Origin of the sequence: Parasphingorhabdus sp. JC815, from assembly GCF_040717415.1 — a bacterium.
Lineage (GTDB): Bacteria > Pseudomonadota > Alphaproteobacteria > Sphingomonadales > Sphingomonadaceae > Parasphingorhabdus.
Genome location: NZ_JBFEFM010000001.1, coordinates 384656 through 400379 on the forward strand (window position 1 = coordinate 384656; position 15724 = coordinate 400379).

The 15724-nt window shown below is 51.8% G+C and carries 16 protein-coding genes; 12 read left to right on the forward strand and 4 right to left on the reverse strand.

The window, feature by feature from the left end:
- Nucleotides 1-119 precede the first annotated feature (119 nt).
- The 5 genes from AB1K62_RS01865 (at nucleotide 120) to AB1K62_RS01885 (ending at nucleotide 5225) form a co-directional block, all read left to right on the forward strand.
- A complete protein-coding gene (locus AB1K62_RS01865; RefSeq protein ID WP_367000781.1) occupies nucleotides 120-2060 on the forward strand; it encodes a potassium transporter Kup in 1941 nt (646 codons plus the stop codon).
- Between the two features lie 192 nt (nucleotides 2061-2252).
- Complete coding sequence (gene rpiB / locus AB1K62_RS01870; RefSeq protein WP_367002017.1) at nucleotides 2253-2702, forward strand: ribose 5-phosphate isomerase B; 450 nt, start codon at nucleotides 2253-2255, stop codon at nucleotides 2700-2702.
- On the forward strand, nucleotides 2699-4009 hold the full coding sequence (glyA, locus tag AB1K62_RS01875; protein ID WP_367000782.1) for a serine hydroxymethyltransferase: 1311 nt from the start codon (nucleotides 2699-2701) through the stop codon (nucleotides 4007-4009). The genes rpiB and glyA overlap by 4 nt, the downstream gene beginning before the upstream one ends.
- 11 nt (nucleotides 4010-4020) lie before the next feature.
- Nucleotides 4021-4497: a transcriptional regulator NrdR gene (gene nrdR, locus AB1K62_RS01880; RefSeq protein ID WP_367000784.1), complete on the forward strand. Its 477-nt coding sequence runs from the start codon at nucleotides 4021-4023 to the stop codon at nucleotides 4495-4497.
- Entirely contained in the window at nucleotides 4494-5225 is a 732-nt protein-coding gene (locus tag AB1K62_RS01885) for an RNA methyltransferase (protein ID WP_367000785.1), read from the forward strand. The genes nrdR and AB1K62_RS01885 overlap by 4 nt, the downstream gene beginning before the upstream one ends.
- An 11-nt stretch (nucleotides 5226-5236) precedes the next feature.
- Here the strand turns inward: AB1K62_RS01885 and AB1K62_RS01890 are convergent, their stop codons facing one another.
- A complete protein-coding gene (locus AB1K62_RS01890) occupies nucleotides 5237-5548 on the reverse strand; it encodes a chorismate mutase (RefSeq protein ID WP_367000787.1) in 312 nt (103 codons plus the stop codon).
- 217 nt (nucleotides 5549-5765) lie between these two features.
- On the opposite strand from AB1K62_RS01890, the gene rpsD reads away from it, so the two are divergent.
- From rpsD to aguB, 5 genes are all read left to right on the forward strand, one after another.
- Nucleotides 5766-6380, forward strand: coding sequence for a 30S ribosomal protein S4 (rpsD, locus tag AB1K62_RS01895; RefSeq protein ID WP_367000789.1), 615 nt, complete (start codon nucleotides 5766-5768; stop codon nucleotides 6378-6380).
- Nucleotides 6381-6526: 146 nt separating this feature from the next.
- Nucleotides 6527-8203 carry a M28 family metallopeptidase gene (locus AB1K62_RS01900; protein WP_367000791.1) on the forward strand — a complete coding sequence of 559 codons (1677 nt, stop codon included), beginning with the start codon at nucleotides 6527-6529 and terminating at the stop codon, nucleotides 8201-8203.
- 20 nt (nucleotides 8204-8223) lie between these two features.
- Entirely contained in the window at nucleotides 8224-9201 is a 978-nt protein-coding gene (locus AB1K62_RS01905; RefSeq protein WP_367000793.1) for an agmatine deiminase family protein, read from the forward strand.
- An 85-nt stretch (nucleotides 9202-9286) separates the two neighbouring features.
- On the forward strand, nucleotides 9287-10129 hold the full coding sequence (locus AB1K62_RS01910) for a methyltransferase (protein WP_367000794.1): 843 nt from the start codon (nucleotides 9287-9289) through the stop codon (nucleotides 10127-10129).
- Between the two features lie 45 nt (nucleotides 10130-10174).
- Nucleotides 10175-11026: an N-carbamoylputrescine amidase gene (gene aguB / locus AB1K62_RS01915; protein ID WP_367000796.1), complete on the forward strand. Its 852-nt coding sequence runs from the start codon at nucleotides 10175-10177 to the stop codon at nucleotides 11024-11026.
- A 12-nt stretch (nucleotides 11027-11038) separates the two neighbouring features.
- On the opposite strand, the gene AB1K62_RS01920 is transcribed toward aguB, so the two are convergent.
- Entirely contained in the window at nucleotides 11039-11710 is a 672-nt protein-coding gene (locus AB1K62_RS01920) for a uracil-DNA glycosylase (RefSeq protein ID WP_367002018.1), read from the reverse strand.
- A 312-nt stretch (nucleotides 11711-12022) separates the two neighbouring features.
- Between AB1K62_RS01920 and AB1K62_RS01925 the strand changes: the two genes are divergently transcribed.
- Nucleotides 12023-12613: a DUF937 domain-containing protein gene (locus AB1K62_RS01925; protein WP_367000798.1), complete on the forward strand. Its 591-nt coding sequence runs from the start codon at nucleotides 12023-12025 to the stop codon at nucleotides 12611-12613.
- Here the strand turns inward: AB1K62_RS01925 and AB1K62_RS01930 are convergent.
- Nucleotides 12610-13080, reverse strand: a complete 471-nt coding sequence (locus tag AB1K62_RS01930) for an NfeD family protein (protein ID WP_367000799.1) — start codon at nucleotides 13078-13080, stop codon at nucleotides 12610-12612. The genes AB1K62_RS01925 and AB1K62_RS01930 overlap by 4 nt on opposite strands.
- A 15-nt stretch (nucleotides 13081-13095) precedes the next feature.
- Nucleotides 13096-14079: an SPFH domain-containing protein gene (locus AB1K62_RS01935; RefSeq protein ID WP_367000800.1), complete on the reverse strand. Its 984-nt coding sequence runs from the start codon at nucleotides 14077-14079 to the stop codon at nucleotides 13096-13098.
- Here AB1K62_RS01935 and AB1K62_RS01940 point away from each other — a divergent pair.
- On the forward strand, nucleotides 14067-15704 hold the full coding sequence (locus AB1K62_RS01940; protein ID WP_367000802.1) for a M28 family peptidase: 1638 nt from the start codon (nucleotides 14067-14069) through the stop codon (nucleotides 15702-15704). The two genes, AB1K62_RS01935 and AB1K62_RS01940, sit on opposite strands and share 13 nt — an antisense overlap.
- The last annotated feature ends 20 nt before the right edge of the window (nucleotides 15705-15724 follow it).

Here is a 15724-nt window from a genome sequence, read left to right on the forward strand (position 1 = left end):
TTGCTAAGCATGAAGGCTCATGCTAGTCGCGCGCGCTTGTCAATGTGGCTGCGCCGTAATAGCTAACGGTATAGCGCAACTGCTTTGTTCCATTAGGGGTACGGCCAGTACGGCAATCAATGTCTGAATCGGCATCAACAGCAGTTAAGAAACGCAATCGCGTCATCCAACCGCATGGTTCGCGCCAAGAGGGTAGCGCTGTCGCAAAGCTGGCTGCCGGTGCGATTGGCATTGTATTTGGCGATATTGGTACCAGCCCGCTCTATGCCTTTCGCGAAACTTTCGTCGGGGCGCATCCTCTGGAACTGGATCAGATCCATATATTGGGCGTTGTTAGCCTGATTTTCTGGTCGATAATGCTGGTTGTTTCTATCCAGTATGTCACGATACTGATGCGCGCGGATAACAAGGGGCAGGGCGGTAGTCTGGCACTTGTCGCATTGCTGTCCGGTGCGTTGCGAAAATCCAAACTGGGCTGGGTAGCGGTGCTGCTTGGAGTCTTTGCGACATCGCTATTTTATGGCGATAGCATGATTACACCGGCCATTTCCGTCTTGTCAGCGGTGGAAGGCCTAACGGTTGTCCAGTCCGGACTGGCTCCATTGGTGCTGCCGATCGCTGTTGGTCTGCTGATACTATTGTTCATGATCCAATCCCGCGGAACGGCTAAAATCGGAGCGCTTTTTGCACCGATCATGATTATTTACTTCTTCGTAATCGGGACTTTGGGAATAATCCAGATTATCGCCCATCCCGGCATATTGGTGGCGCTTAATCCCTGGTATGCTGTGCAGTTCTTCCTGAACGACGGAACCAAGGCGTTTCTGGCACTAGGCTCGGTGGTCTTGGCAGTTACAGGTTCGGAAGCCTTGTTCGCTGATATGGGGCATTTTGGCAAAAAGCCGATGCGTATTGCCTGGTTCGGCTTTGTCCTGCCAGCTTTGCTTTGTAACTATTTTGGACAGGGCGCCATGATATTGGCGCTAGATTCCGCCGGTGCGGCAGAAGCGATCCAGAACCCGTTCTTCATTCTGGCTCCTGAATTCCTGCGGCTGCCCTTGGTGATATTGGCGACCATGGCGACATTCATTGCCAGTCAGGCCGTCATTTCGGGCGCATTTTCTGTTACGCATCAGGCCATTCAACTGGGCTTTATTCCGCGTTTGACAATCAAGCATACCAGCGCATCGGAAGCGGGGCAGATATATATACCCGTTGTAAACTGGGCCATCATGATAGCGGTCATCTTGCTAGTGCTGACATTCCAGACATCCAGCAACCTTGCTTCGGCTTATGGTATTGCGGTTACCGGCGCGATGTTCATTGATACCTGCCTATTGGCGATTGTGGTGCTGACGCTGTGGAAATGGAAATGGTGGTATGCTGCACCGCTTATCGGTCTATTCTTTGTCGTCGATGGAGCTTATTTTGCCGCTAATTTGACCAAGGTTCCGGACGGCGGCTGGTTCCCGCTCTTGGTCGGAGCCGTAGCATTTATATTGCTTACGACCTGGGCCAAAGGGCGCAAAATCATGCGCGATAATATGGCAGAAGCGGCGATGCCCATAGAGATTTTTACCAAGTCAGCCAAAAGCAGCGCCACGCGGGTTCCCGGAACGGCGGTATTCATGGCATCATCCTCTGCGGGTGTTCCCTCGGCGTTGCTGCACAACATAAAGCATAACAAGGTCATCCATGAACGCGTTGTCGTCTTAACGGTGAATATTCAGGATGTGCCCAGTATTCCCTGGTCAGAGCGGGTAGATGTTTCCGATCTGGGCGACGGTTTTTACCGATTGGTCCTAAACTATGGCTTCATGCAGGAAACAGACGTTCCGGCGGCCCTGAAAAAGGTCAAGGACTGTGGCATGGACTTTGACATGATGACGACCAGTTTCTTCCTGTCGCGGCAGACTTTATTGCCATCGGAAAAACCCAAAATGATGGTCTGGCGAGAAAAAATCTTCTCATGGATGTTGCGTAATGCAGCCACTGCGATGGAGTTTTTCAAGCTTCCCAGCAATCGTGTCGTCGAACTTGGTAGCCAGATGGAGATTTAACACGGCGCATTATGCCAACGGCTGATAAGGCTTTGGCATGTGCATGTGGCAATCAACTATAGAGCTAATCGTCAGGCTTGGTTGAATATAAGGATTAATTGTCCGAAAAGCGCAATATTTTGTGGCCTAAGCTACATGGCTCCACTACATACCGGATCATCGATTCTCACAAGATTAAAGGACATTCTATCCATGCGCGTCGCCATTGCTTCTGACCATGCTGCCATAGAAATGAAAGCCGCTTTGGTAGAGTGGCTTACAGAGGCCGGGCATGATGTGAATGACCTTGGCCCCATGACGACGGATAGCGTGGACTATCCCGATTATGGTTACAAGTTGGCAAATGCTATCGCTTCGGGTGAGGCAGAGCGCGGAGTGGCTTTATGCGGATCGGGTATTGGCATATCCATTGCGGTCAACCGCAACGTTGCCTGCCGCTGCGCTCTTGTTTCCGAAGGACTCTCGGCAAAACTGGCCCGCGAGCATAATGACGCAAATGTGATAGCCATGGGCGCACGCGTGATCGGCATAGAGATTGCCAAGGATTGCCTGAATAATTTTCTGAACACAGAGTTTGGCGGTGACCGGCACCAGCGGCGCGTTGACAAGCTTTCTACCCCCATAGCCGAAGGAGCAGCATGATGAGTAATGTCGCAGATATACAGACTATCCGGCCTACAGGTTTTTTCGATTTCTCCGTTGGCGAAAGCGATCCGGCAGTATTCAGCGCCATGAACGCGGAAATGACGCGTCAACAAAACCAGATTGAACTAATTGCTTCTGAGAATATCGTTTCCAAGGCAGTGATGCAGGCGCAAGGATCGGTATTCACCAACAAATATGCAGAAGGCTATCCCGGACGCCGCTATTATCAAGGTTGCGGTCCATCTGATGATGTCGAAACGCTGGCTATTGACCGCGCGAAAGAGCTTTTCAATTGCGGCTTTGCCAATGTTCAGCCCCATTCGGGCGCACAAGCCAACGGAGCTGTGATGCTGGCACTCACAAAGCCGGGTGATACTATATTAGGCTTGTCACTTGATGCTGGCGGGCATTTGACCCATGGCGCGAAGCCCGCGCAATCGGGAAAATGGTTCAACGCCGTGCAATATGGCGTGAATGAAGACGACCATCTGATTAACTTCGACGAAGTCGAAGCGCTGGCCAAAGAACATAAACCGCAACTCATTATCGCTGGGGGCTCAGCCTATCCGCGCCAGATTGATTTTGCGAAATTCCGTGAAATTGCCGATGCCGTTGGTGCGATCTTCATGGTTGATATGGCCCATTTTGCTGGTCTTGTGGCAGCCGGCGATCATCCCAACCCATTGGACTATGCCGATGTCGTGACCACGACCACGCACAAGACCCTTCGCGGTCCGCGTGGCGGCATGGTGCTGACCAATGACGAAGCGATTGCGAAAAAGATTAACTCGGCAGTCTTCCCTGGCCTGCAAGGCGGTCCATTGATGCACGTCATTGCCGCAAAAGCTGTGGCTTTTGGTGAAGCATTGCGTCCTGAATTCAAAATCTATTCCAAAGCAGTTATCGAAAATGCCAAAGTGCTGGCAGCGCGGCTTAAAGAGCGCGGCTCCAATCTGGTTGCTGGCGGGACGGATACCCATGTGGCTCTGATTGACCTGTCTCCGCTGGGTATTACCGGACGCGATGCGGATGAAGCGCTCGAACGTGCCGGTATCACCTGTAACAAGAACAGCATTCCCAATGATCCGCAGCCACCGATGAAAACCAGTGGTATTCGTGTGGGATCACCAGCGGGAACGACGCGCGGTTTTGGCCCTGCTGAATTTCAGATGATTGGCGACATGGTGGCTGATGTGCTGGACGGTCTTCGTGACAAAGGCGAGGGCGGTGATCCAGACGTGGAAGCCGATGTTCGTGAGCGTGTTCAGGCGCTTTGCAACCGCTTTCCCATTTACCCAGAATAAGCGAAGCCTTTATGCGTTGTCCTTTTTGTGCCCATGATGATAGCCAGGTAAAAGATAGCCGGCCCACCGAAGATGGCACAACCATCCGGCGGAGGCGGCAGTGCGAGGGTTGCGGAGCGCGGTTCACGACATTTGAGCGTATCCAGCTACGTGAAATCATCGTAGTGAAAAGCGAAGACAGGCGAGAGACATTCGATCGGTCCAAGATTGATTTGTCAGTTTCTCTTGCGTGCCGCAAGCGGGGCATCGCACAAGAGCAGATGGATCAGTTGGTTTCCGGTATCCAGCGTCAGTTGGAGACCAGTGGCGAAACAGAGATACCTTCGAAACGTATTGGTGAAATGGTGATGGATGGCCTGAAAAGCCTCGATAGCGTCGCTTACATACGCTTTGCCTCGGTATATAAGGATTTTACCGAAGCGAAGGATTTTGAAGAATTTGCCGGAACCGTAAAGAATGTCGGCATCGGCAATGTTCTGGGGAAATGAGTACCGGTCAGCCGATAATCGTTCTGGTAAAGCCTCAACTAGGGGAGAATATCGGTAAAGCGGCTCGCGCGATGCTCAATTTTGGGCTGACCGAGATGCGGATAGTCGACCCGCGCGACGGCTGGCCCAATCCATCGGCTGGCCCGACAGCGGCTGGAGCGGACTGCATTCTCGAAGAGGCGCAGGTTTTTGCGACAACTGCTTTGGCGGTGGCGGATTGTTCCCATGTTTATGCGACCACTGTGCGTAAGCGCGGGATGACGAAAGACGTGCTGACACCAGCCGCAGCGGCTGAAGACATTTCATCTGCCAGCGGAAAATGTGCAATATTATTTGGTCCGGAGCGATCCGGGCTGGAAGTAGTGGATGTTGAGCTGGCGCGCAAAATCATTACGGTGCCGATAAACCCGGAATTTGGTTCGCTCAATCTGGCACAAGCGGTCATATTGGTGGCTTACGAGCTGTCCAAAATGGATAATAGCGCGACGGTTCAACCCACGATCGAGAAGCAAAAGCGCGAACCCGCACCGCAAGAGGAGCTGGACCGGTTTTACGAACATCTGGAAAGGGCGCTGGAAGGAACCGGATATTTCTACCCGCCCGACCGCGTACCGGCAACTAAGGTCACGCTACGCAATATGATTACCAAACCTGCGTGGACCAACGAAGAAGTGCAGACATGGCGCGGTGTGATAAGCTCTCTGGAAAAGCCGTTTATCAAGAAATAAGAGCTATTCGCTCAGTTATCCCTGATCTGATCCCATTGTTCCAGCTCATAGCTGATTGATGTTTCAACAAGCATTTCCCAGATGGCAGCCATGGTAGGAACCGGAACACCCGCAGCACTGGCCAGTTGTTTGACATTTTCCAGAACTGCGGCTTTCCGTTCTTCGTCCCGCACAGAATTACGGTCTTGTTTGATTCGTGCTGCTGCATCCATGCAGGCAAAGCGCTGGGCAATCAGGGTGATAAGTTCGCTATCAATCCGGTCCACTTGTGTGCGGACATCGGACATGGTTTCCATAGGCGGCAATGAGGATGTTTTGGTCATATCTGCGGCTTTAATCATACATGCCGCGCAAGTCGAGTAATCATGGCGGCTTTGGCACGATTTATCGCTCTATAGATGCTTGACAACTGCCCCCCGGATCGTCATAGGCCGCGACTTGCAATTGGCTCCGCACCCCGGTGAAGCGGTGGCCGCGTTAATCCACAGGATTTTCGGTGCACTCCGGGACCGTATTAAAAGCAAATTAGGAGTCATTGATATGACAAAACGTACCAGTTCAAAATATAAACTCGATCGCCGCATGGGTGAAAATATTTGGGGCCGTCCCAAATCACCTGTAAATCGCCGCGACTATGGCCCCGGCCAGCACGGACAGCGCCGCAAGGGCAAGCTCTCCGACTATGGTATTCAGCTTCGTGCCAAGCAAAAGCTGAAAGGCTATTATGGCGACGTGACCGAAAAACAGTTCAAGCGCGCTTATAAAGAAGCATCCAGCATGAAAGGCGATACCGGCCAGAACCTGATCGGTCTGTTGGAACAGCGTCTGGACATCGTGGTATATCGCGCCAAATTTGCGCCTACAGTATTTGCTGCGCGTCAGCTTGTCAGCCACGGTCATATTCGTGTGAACGGCGTAAAATGTAATGTTGCCTCGCGCAAAGTGCAGCCCGATGACGTTGTTTCATTGAGCGACAAAGCCAAGGAAATGCTTCTGGTTATCGAAGCGCAAAGCCTTCCAGAGCGCGATATTCCGGAATATGTTGCGCCAGATGGCACCGATAAAGTGACCTACGTGCGCGTACCGACATTGGACGAAGTGCCTTATCCGGTAACAATGGAACCAAATCTGGTTGTCGAGTTCTACTCACGCTAATCGGTTCAACGATATTTACAAAAAGGGCGGCCCATCTGGAGCCGCCCTTTTTTGTTCTATTTCAGGCAAGGCTTGCGTCAAAGCCCTGTGAGTGTAAATAGTATCTCCTGAAATTGATAAGCCCGAAAAATCCTTGAGGATGTAAAATGCAAAAGAAATGGTTTGCTCTCGCACTGGTTCCGGCTCTTGCCCTTGCGGCGTGTCAAAAGGTAGACGATCCGGAAACGTCTATGGCACTTCCCGAGGTTGCTGCGCCGGAATTGTCGCTTGATACCATGCGCGACATTACGCAGGAATTATCTTCCGATGCTTATGAAGGGCGCGCGCCGGGTTCTGCCGGGGAAGAGAAAACTCTTGCTCTGTTGACCAAGAAATTTGCTGAAGCGGGCCTGACACCGGGCAATGGGGATAGCTGGTTTCAGGATGTGCCGCTGGTCGAGATTACCGCAAAAAATGTGTCTGACCTGACAGTCAAGGGCGGCTCGCAGGACATGGGTTTCAAATATGGCTCTCAAATGGTTGTCACCACTTATCAGGAACAGCCCAAAATTGACGTTACCGATAGCGAGATGGTTTTTGTCGGCTATGGCATTAACGCACCGGAACGGGGCTGGAATGATTATGAAGGGGTTGATGTAAAAGGAAAAACCGTTGTCATTCTGGTGAATGATCCTGATTTCGGAACAGAAAGCCTGGAAGGTGAATTTGGTGGCCGGGCGATGACCTATTATGGCCGCTGGACCTATAAATATGAAGAAGCCGCTCGTCAGGGCGCAGCTGCAGCGTTGATCATCCATGACACGGCTCCGGCAGCTTATGGCTGGAATGTAGTCGAGTCGAGTTGGAGTGGGCCGCAATTTTATGCACAGTCCGCCAATGGCGGCGCGGATCAGACAAAAGCCAATGGCTGGATCCAAAAAGATGTCGCAGCAAAGATTTTTGCCAGTGCCGGTCAGGATCTGGAAAAGATGATGGCTGCTGCAAAGAACAAGGATTTCAAAGCAACGCCGCTAGGTGTGACGGCGTCGATGTCCTTTGAAAATGACATTGATAAAATGAATAGCAAGAACGTCATCGGGGTCCTGAAAGGCAAGACCCGTCCGGATGAATATGTTCTTTATACGGCCCATTGGGACCATCTGGGCCGCTGTAAACCGGCGGATGATGGTGATGATATTTGTAATGGTGCGGTTGATAATGCCACAGGCACAGCGGCGCTGGTTGCTCTTGCCGAGGCCCATGTGAAAGCCGGAGCACCGGACCGCAGCATCATTTTCCTTGCTGTGACAGCCGAAGAATCGGGACTGCTAGGCTCTAAATATTATGCAGATAATCCTGTTTATCCGCTCAAGCAAACAGTCGGCGGAGTGAATATGGATGCCTTTGGAATGGCTGGGCCAGCGAAAAACATTGTCGTGGTTGGCAAGGGCAAGTCCGAACTCGACAACTATCTGGAAGCTGCGCTGGAGGTTGATGGACGTGTTGCCGAAGCCGAGCCTACACCGGAAAAAGGATATTATTACCGGTCGGACCATTTCAGTTTTGCCAAGCTGGGCGTGCCGATGATTTATTTTGAAGGTGGAGAGGACCTGATCGACGGCGGCAGAGAAGCCGGCGAAGCGATTAGCAAGGATTATACGGAAAACCGCTATCACGGACCAAAGGATGAATTTGATCCGGAATGGAATTGGGACGGCGTTATGGCTGACTTGAAAGTCTATTACACAGTGGCACGGATGCTGGCGATGACCGACGATTGGCCGAACTGGAATGAAGGCGACGAATTCCGCGACATTCGTGACAAAAGCCGCGCCGGTAGCTAGTTACCGGTTCTAGCGACCACATGATGAGATGGCCTGCCGAATGGGAGCCGCATGAAGCGGTGTGGATCGGCTTTCCCGGAAATCCTGCTGAATGGCCCGAAAGATTGGCAGAAGCGCAGCGGGAAGTCGCAGCTTTTGCCAATGCGGTTTGGGATGATGGCGCGGGCGAACGGATCATGCTCGTTTGCCGCGACCGGCATGACGCTGACATCGCAAAGGCGCTGGTTGACGATCAGGTCCAGATAGTCAACGAACCGTTTGGCGATATCTGGTTGCGTGATACCGGCCCGATTATCACGGTGGACGGCGATAAGCAGCTGGCCCATCGTTTCGGCTTTAATGGCTGGGGCGGGAAGTTTGAGATGGCGGGCGATCAGGACATTGGCCTGCGCCTTGCCAAATCGGTGGATATTCCGACCTGTGATCATGCGATGGTGCTCGAAGGCGGCGCGATTGACGGTGATGGGCAAGGGGCGCTCGTCACTACGCGCCAATGTGTGCTGAATGACAATCGCAATACGGGTCTGACGAAAGCCCGGTTCGCAGAAAATATGTGCCCGTTACAGATTGAGAGAATTTGCTGGCTAGGTGACGGATTGCTAGCCGATCACACAGATGGTCATGTCGATAATCTGGCGCGCTTTGTCGGGCCGGATAGGGTGGCGATCCCACAGGCGGCTGATGCAGACGACCCGAACGCCGATATTTTTGAAGATGCAGCGCAAAGGGCGCAGTCAGCCGGATTGGATGTGGTTCGGGTCCCTTCGGTTGGCAAATATGAAATTGACGGTGCTATCGCTCCGGCAAGCTATATGAATTTCTATATAGGAAATGCGGTGGTTGCCGTTCCGCAATATGGCGTAGATAACGATAGTCGCGCAGTTCGGGAAATTGCTGCCTTATTCCCAGATCGTAAGGCTGTCGGCCTGTCTAGTGCCGCATTGCTGCGCGGAGGGGGCAGTTTTCATTGTATATCGCAGCAACTCCCGGAGGTTTGATCCTTTCATAAACCGCTTTGCATGGTTGTTCCGGTGATTTATGATGGCATTTGGAGAGAATGTTCATCAAAAAAGGCCTGATCAAATGACCAAAACGTTTATATTTACCGGATTAGCGACTGCATTATTGGCAACGACGGCAATGGTCGCGCAGGCCAAACATCATGAGAAAGGTGAGGCGACGCACAACGAAGCGCACCATGCCGCCGGTCTGGATGCCGTTCTCGACCATGATCGGCGCGGTGATGACAAAGCACGCGATATTTATCGCCATCCAGAAGAAACTCTGGATTTCTTTCAGGTGAAACCCGGACAGACCGTCGCTGAATATGCCCCGGGAGGAGGCTGGTATACCCGGATATTATTGCCTTATATAAGCCCCAACGGGACGTATGTTGCGATTAATAATGACAGCGGCGAGAAACCAAATGGATGGTCAAAAATGTTCCCCGAAAAAGCGGCTGCTTGGACAGATGTTCCCGCCGAAAAAATCGCCGCTTATGAAAGCGACGAAGTGCCAGAGGAACTTAAAGGGAAGATTGACAGGGTTTTGATATTCCGGTCTATGCACGGATTGCTCAATGGCAATATAGCAGACTCAGAATTACGGGCATTGCGCGGGATTTTGGCTGATGATGGTTTGATCGGCGTGGTCCAGCACCGTGCCAATGCCGATGCACCTTATGCCATGTCAAACGGGAGCAAGGGTTATTTGAAGCAGGATACAGTTGTCGCACTGTTCGAGCTTAACGGATTCGAATTGGTCAATTTTTCCGAGATAAACGCCAATCCCAAAGATACCAAAGATTATCCAAAAGGTGTTTGGACGCTTCCGCCCGTTCTGACGAACAAGGAGGACGGCAAGGCTGTTTATCAAGCGATTGGCGAGTCGGACCGGATGACATTGCTGTTCAAAAAACGGCCATAAAGCTATAAGGCTGACAATGTTCCGGTATCACGCTATGGCGGCGGTATGACACGTCAAATCACCGTCGCCGCGTTGCAACTGGCATTGAACGGCTCAGAATTAGAAAATATCGAAGCAGTGAGTGATCTGGTCGGCAATGCGGCTGAGCAGGGCGCACAGATTATTCTGCCGCCAGAGCTTTTTGCCGGACCATATTTCTGCAAGGCCGAGGATGAAGAGCTATTCGCGCTGGCCAAACCGGTGAGCGAGAGCGCGCCGGTTCTGGCTATGCAAAAGCTGGCAAAGCAACTTAAAGTGGCTATTCCGGCCAGTTTTTTCGAATGCGATGGGCAGCATTTTTACAATAGCATCGCGATGATTGGTCCCGATGGCGAAATAATGGGCGTTTATCGCAAAACCCATATCCCCGATGGTCCGGGATATGAAGAAAAATTCTATTTCCGTCCCGGTAATAGCGGTTTCAAAGTCTGGAATATCTTTGGCACTACAATTGGAGTCGGAATATGCTGGGACCAATGGTATCCCGAAACGGCACGAGCGATGGCGCTATTGGGCGCGGAAATCCTGTTTTACCCGACCGCTATCGGCTCGGAACCCTATGACGCAGACCTTGACACCAGCCGCATGTGGCGGCGCGCGATGCAGGGGCACGCCGTCAGCAATTGCATGCCGGTGGTCGCCAGCAACCGCATCGGAACCGAAGAGGGCCAGACATTTTACGGCCACAGCTTTATTACCAATGAGTGGGGCGATCTGGTGGCTGAATATGGCGGGGGAGAAAGCGGCGTGCTGGTCTCCGGTTTCGATCTGGAACAGGCGCGCAACCACCGGGCGGGCATGGGATTTTTCCGCGACCGCAGACCAGAGCTTTACGGGCGGTTGATTGAGGATCGTTAACGGCTTTGCAGATTATCGCGCTGGACTTCTCGCCGGGCTATGCCGCAACGCACTCTCGAAAACCGCGTGAAACATCTCTGGCGTCAACCGCCGGGTATTCAGATTATACCGGCTGCAATGATAGCTGTCGATCAGGATACGGCCATCTGGCAGACTGTGCTTGGCTCCATGGGCAAACTTATGGGCCGCTAATGTGCTTCCCGTCATTTGGACCACGCTATCATGCGCGATCTTGCCCAGAGCCAATATGACTCGCAAATTGGGCAGAGCTTCCAAAGCCTTGACCATATAGGGACGGCAATTGGCTATCTCGGTGCCGGTGGGCTTATTTTGCGGGGGCAGACATTTTACCGCATTGAGGATGATCGCACCTTTCAGAGTTACGCCGTCATCCACGCGGGATTGAAACCTGCCGTTCGATAACCCTGCCTTCGCGATTGTCTCGAAAAGCAGGTCGCCGGACGCATCGCCGGTAAATGGCCGTCCCGTCCGGTTAGCGCCATCGCGGCCCGGAGCAAGCCCGACTATGGCCAGCCATGCGTCAGGGTCGCCAAAGGCCGGCACAGGGGCGTTCCACCAGTCGGGTTGCTCTTTGCGAAGCGATTGACGCAACTCTACCAAACGGGAACAGCGGCGGCAGTTATCAGGCGCTTCGGCAAGGGAAAGCGGGCTTTTGTTGTGCATAACACCGCCTAAGATTTTTCGGGTGACAGGTCCAGTCCAGCAACAGACGGAAATCCGGACAGTCACTTCCACCGATATAAGCTGCCATTGGTCGTGATTTCTTGCGGTATAGCTTTCAGCTTTGGCCCGGCCTCCATAATGTGCGACCATTGTGTGCGGCTATAATGTGATCCTAAACATAATGATCACCTTAGGCTAAGTGTAAACACTGGTAAAATATTGAATATCCGCACCTTGAGCAGAAAAATCCTGTTAGGGTTTCCCCGAAAAACAGAATGATTGCCCGGCATTGCGGATTAAAGGACAGAAGTAATGGATATTTTGAATAGATTTCAGACATCTGGCGGTATTGATGCGATGGCACGGGAATTGGGCGTTAGTAAAGGCGTTGCGTCTGCCGGGACATCAGCACTGCTTCCTTCAATTCTGGGGGGATTCAAGAAAACCGCGCAAGCACAGCCGGGGGGCTTGGACGGGCTGGGCGGTTTGTTGGACCAGCTTGGTGGCGGCGAATTGCTCGATAATGTTCTGGGATCACAGCCAACTCCGGTTGGTCAGGGCAATGAGGTGCTGGACCAGATATTCGGTTCAAAGGAAGTGAGCCGGACTGTCGCAGCGGGTGCAGAACAGCAAACGGGTATAAGCGGTGATTTGCTAAAGAAAATGCTGCCCATGGTGGCGATGATGGCTGCTGGCTATATGGCAAAGCAGAACCATGCAGGGTCTGGCACTGATGCAGATAGTGAGAGTGGCGGTCTGAGCGGCCTGATAGGCGGCCTTCTCGGTAATGCTTCAAAAAATGCTTCTGGAGGTTTAGGCGGCTTGGGATCGCTGCTCGATCTGGATGGAGATGGTAATCCGCTGGACGATATTATCGGAATGGCCGGTAAACTCACACGTTAATTTTCCTGTCCGGAAATCGCGTCAGTATCTGTTTCAAGGATCAGAACCCCGCTGGCAACGTCAACTATTCGCGCAGTTGCTCCAATGGGCAGGGCAGGACCGCGAGCGGGCCATTCCCCGTCACCCACTTTAACACGACCTGATGTTGAATTGATCGGTTGAACCACTGTCACCGTTGTTCCGATCAGCCGCGCCGCGCGGTCATTGAGCAACGGATCCTCGCTTTTGATGATGTTGGTCAGATACCAGCGGCGACCGATTAACACGCTGGCAATGGTTGAAATGCCGAACAGGGTCAATTGGCCGGCGATTGTCAGATCGATAAATGCGCTTGCCAATCCGGTCACAGCGGCAGCAGCGGCAACCCAGATCAGAAACACGCCCGGAACGAAAATCTCCGCCAGAGCCAGCAGTGCTGCCAGTGATAACCAGAGATATTCCGGCTCGCTACTTATCAGATCGTTCATTATCTCTGATCCTTATTATTCAAACGGGCCTTTTCTTTTGGGTTTTACAGGTGGTTTAGCAGGTGGATTTTTTGGCGGAGAAATCGGCTCGTTTTCGCTAAGCGCTTCTTTCGCAAGCTCTCCAATGCCGCCCAAAGTGCCTATTAACTGTGTTGCCTCTACCGGGAATAATATTGTTTTGGCATTAGGCGATGTAGCAAATTTCTCGACCGCTTTGACATAATCCTGGGCGACGAAATAATTTATCGCCTGAGCATTGCCACCGGCGATGGCTTCGGACACCATTTTCGTTGCTTTTGCTTCCGCTTCTGCTTCCCGCTCGCGGGCTTCGGCGTCGCGGAAAGCGGCTTCTTTGCGGCCTTCGGCTTGAAGAATCTGTCCCTGCTTTTCTCCTTCAGAGCGTAAGATTTCGGAAGCACGCGCCCCTTCAGCATCAAGGATATTGGCGCGTTTTTCGCGCTCTGCTTTCATCTGTCGTGCCATGGCGTTGACAATATCTTGCGGTGGGCGAATATCCTTAATCTCTATGCGAGTGATTTTAATCCCCCACGGCGTGGTCGCATCATCAATAACAACCAGCAAACGGGCATTGATTTCATCACGCTTGGACAGGGTTTCATCCAGATCCATCGACCCCATGACCGTACGCAAATTGGTGGTCACAAGGTTCAGGATCGCGTTATACAGATCATTGACTTCATAAGCCGCTTTGGCCGCTTCCAGAACCTGAAAAAACACAACGCCATCGGTGGAAATCATCGCATTGTCTTTGGTAATGATTTCCTGGCCCGGAATATCCATCACCTGTTCCATCATATTGATCTTGCGACCTACGCGATACAAAAAAGCGGGATAGAAATTAAAGCCGGGCCGCGCAATGCTGGTGAAACGGCCAAAATATTCTATAGTATATTCATAGCCCTGCCGGACAATCTTGATGCTGGCAAAAAGATAAACGATTACTACGATCAGAACGAGTAACAAAAGTGAAACTTCCATGCCCGGCGAGCCTCCTTATCATTTTATCTACCATTGATTATTCCGGCTATAAAGCCAAGGAAAAAGCAAATCTTCCAAAGATAGGGCTGCTCCATCCCATGCGTATTTTTGTCGGGTTCGCCGCCCTGTTATTGCTGTTTCCGTACAGCGGCCATGCAAAAGATATTACCGAAGCGGATTTGCGAGCGCATATAGAAATATTGGCGAGTGACGATTTCGGTGGACGTAAACCGGGAACTGCCGGAGAAAATAAGACGGTTAATTATATCGCTACGCAATGGCAAAAAGCCGGATTGCACCCTGCCACCGGCTCTGATTCATGGTATATGCCTGTTGCGCTAATAGATCGCATACCGTTGCGACAGATGGTGAAGTTCAGCTACCCTAAAAGAAAACAAACGGCATCTATCCGAGTTGATAATGACCAGATCGTTCTGCGCGGGGCGGTGCAATCCGTGAACCTGTCAAACGCGCAGATTGTCTATGTCGGCTATGGCAATTTGCCTGAAGAGGATATGGCCCCGATAATTGACGGAAAGCTGGTTTTCATGCTCATGGGTTCTTCCAAGCGCGAGAATATTTCTGATTATCGGAGACGCAAGGCCAATGTTATCGCAGCGGGCGCGTCCGGCGTGATTACGGTGATAAGCGATAACTCACGCTTTGAGCGTTCTTCACGGCGATTCCGCAGGGCCAGCACCGGCCTGGATTGGGAAAAAAGACATGCTGATGTTGAGGGTATTGTCAGCCGCGCCGTAGCGGATAAAATATTTGATAAAGCGGGACTGGATTTCACACATTTATATTTAGATGCAGAGCAGGAAGGTTTTCGCCCGCAAACCATAGATATCTATGCCGATGTATCGGTTGAAACTCTTATTCGTAGTTATCAATCCCATAATGTGTTGGGCAAGATTGCCGGAAGTAAGCCGGAAAGCGGCGCTATATTATTCCTTGCCCACTGGGATCATCTTGGCGAATGCCGATCGGAACATGCTGCAGACCGTATTTGTAATGGCGCAGTTGATAACGCCAGCGGCATAGCGTTGCTGATTGAAACTGCTAAACGGCTGGCGAAAGAGCAAATGGATCGTGATCTGTATTTTCTGGCAACCACGGCGGAAGAAAGCGGTCTGCTGGGTGCCAGCGCTTTTGTCGAAAGTTCCGGTTTCCCGCTGGGGCATCTGGTCGCTGTATTCAATGCGGATACTGTTGCTGTGTCACCGACGGGAAAACGTATAGCAGTCGTCGGGCGCGGTCATGCGGGTCTGGATGAAGACATTGAAAAGATAGCGCAGGCCGAGGGGCGGGAGATTGATACCTCTGACAAAGCCAACGCTTTTTTGAAGCGTCAGGACGGTTATATGTTCCTCGAAAAAGACATTCCGGCTTATATGATAACCAGTGCCTTTGCCGATCAAGCGCATTTGAACCTTTTTTTGAATGGCCGCTATCATGACGTCGGGGATGAAGCGGACGAAGGGTTGTTGCTTGGTGGAGCAGCAGCCGATGCTAATTTTCACGTTGCGCTAGGGCGCTATTTTGGCAGTGTAGACAGTTTCTCTGAAAAATCCGGTCCGAAAATTGCCATTGATAGAAAGTTACCGGATAGGGTTACCGAATAACACTGGCGAATAGCTACAGA

Bases quoted from the DNA above. Each gene is read 5' to 3' on its own strand.
- rpsD (WP_367000789.1), top strand. From the start codon at position 5,766: ATGACAAAACGTACCAGTTCAAAATATAAACTCGATCGCCGCATGGGT.
- AB1K62_RS01935 (WP_367000800.1), bottom strand. From the start codon at position 14,079: ATGGAAGTTTCACTTTTGTTACTCGTTCTGATCGTAGTAATCGTTTAT.
- AB1K62_RS01930 (WP_367000799.1), bottom strand. From the start codon at position 13,080: ATGAACGATCTGATAAGTAGCGAGCCGGAATATCTCTGGTTATCACTG.
- aguB (WP_367000796.1), top strand. From the start codon at position 10,175: ATGACACGTCAAATCACCGTCGCCGCGTTGCAACTGGCATTGAACGGC.
- glyA (WP_367000782.1), top strand. From the start codon at position 2,699: ATGATGAGTAATGTCGCAGATATACAGACTATCCGGCCTACAGGTTTT.
- AB1K62_RS01910 (WP_367000794.1), top strand. From the start codon at position 9,287: ATGACCAAAACGTTTATATTTACCGGATTAGCGACTGCATTATTGGCA.
- AB1K62_RS01865 (WP_367000781.1), top strand. From the start codon at position 120: ATGTCTGAATCGGCATCAACAGCAGTTAAGAAACGCAATCGCGTCATC.
- AB1K62_RS01905 (WP_367000793.1), top strand. From the start codon at position 8,224: ATGATGAGATGGCCTGCCGAATGGGAGCCGCATGAAGCGGTGTGGATC.
- AB1K62_RS01890 (WP_367000787.1), bottom strand. From the start codon at position 5,548: ATGACCAAAACATCCTCATTGCCGCCTATGGAAACCATGTCCGATGTC.
- AB1K62_RS01920 (WP_367002018.1), bottom strand. From the start codon at position 11,710: ATGCACAACAAAAGCCCGCTTTCCCTTGCCGAAGCGCCTGATAACTGC.
- AB1K62_RS01925 (WP_367000798.1), top strand. From the start codon at position 12,023: ATGGATATTTTGAATAGATTTCAGACATCTGGCGGTATTGATGCGATG.
- nrdR (WP_367000784.1), top strand. From the start codon at position 4,021: ATGCGTTGTCCTTTTTGTGCCCATGATGATAGCCAGGTAAAAGATAGC.
- AB1K62_RS01900 (WP_367000791.1), top strand. From the start codon at position 6,527: ATGCAAAAGAAATGGTTTGCTCTCGCACTGGTTCCGGCTCTTGCCCTT.
- rpiB (WP_367002017.1), top strand. From the start codon at position 2,253: ATGCGCGTCGCCATTGCTTCTGACCATGCTGCCATAGAAATGAAAGCC.
- AB1K62_RS01885 (WP_367000785.1), top strand. From the start codon at position 4,494: ATGAGTACCGGTCAGCCGATAATCGTTCTGGTAAAGCCTCAACTAGGG.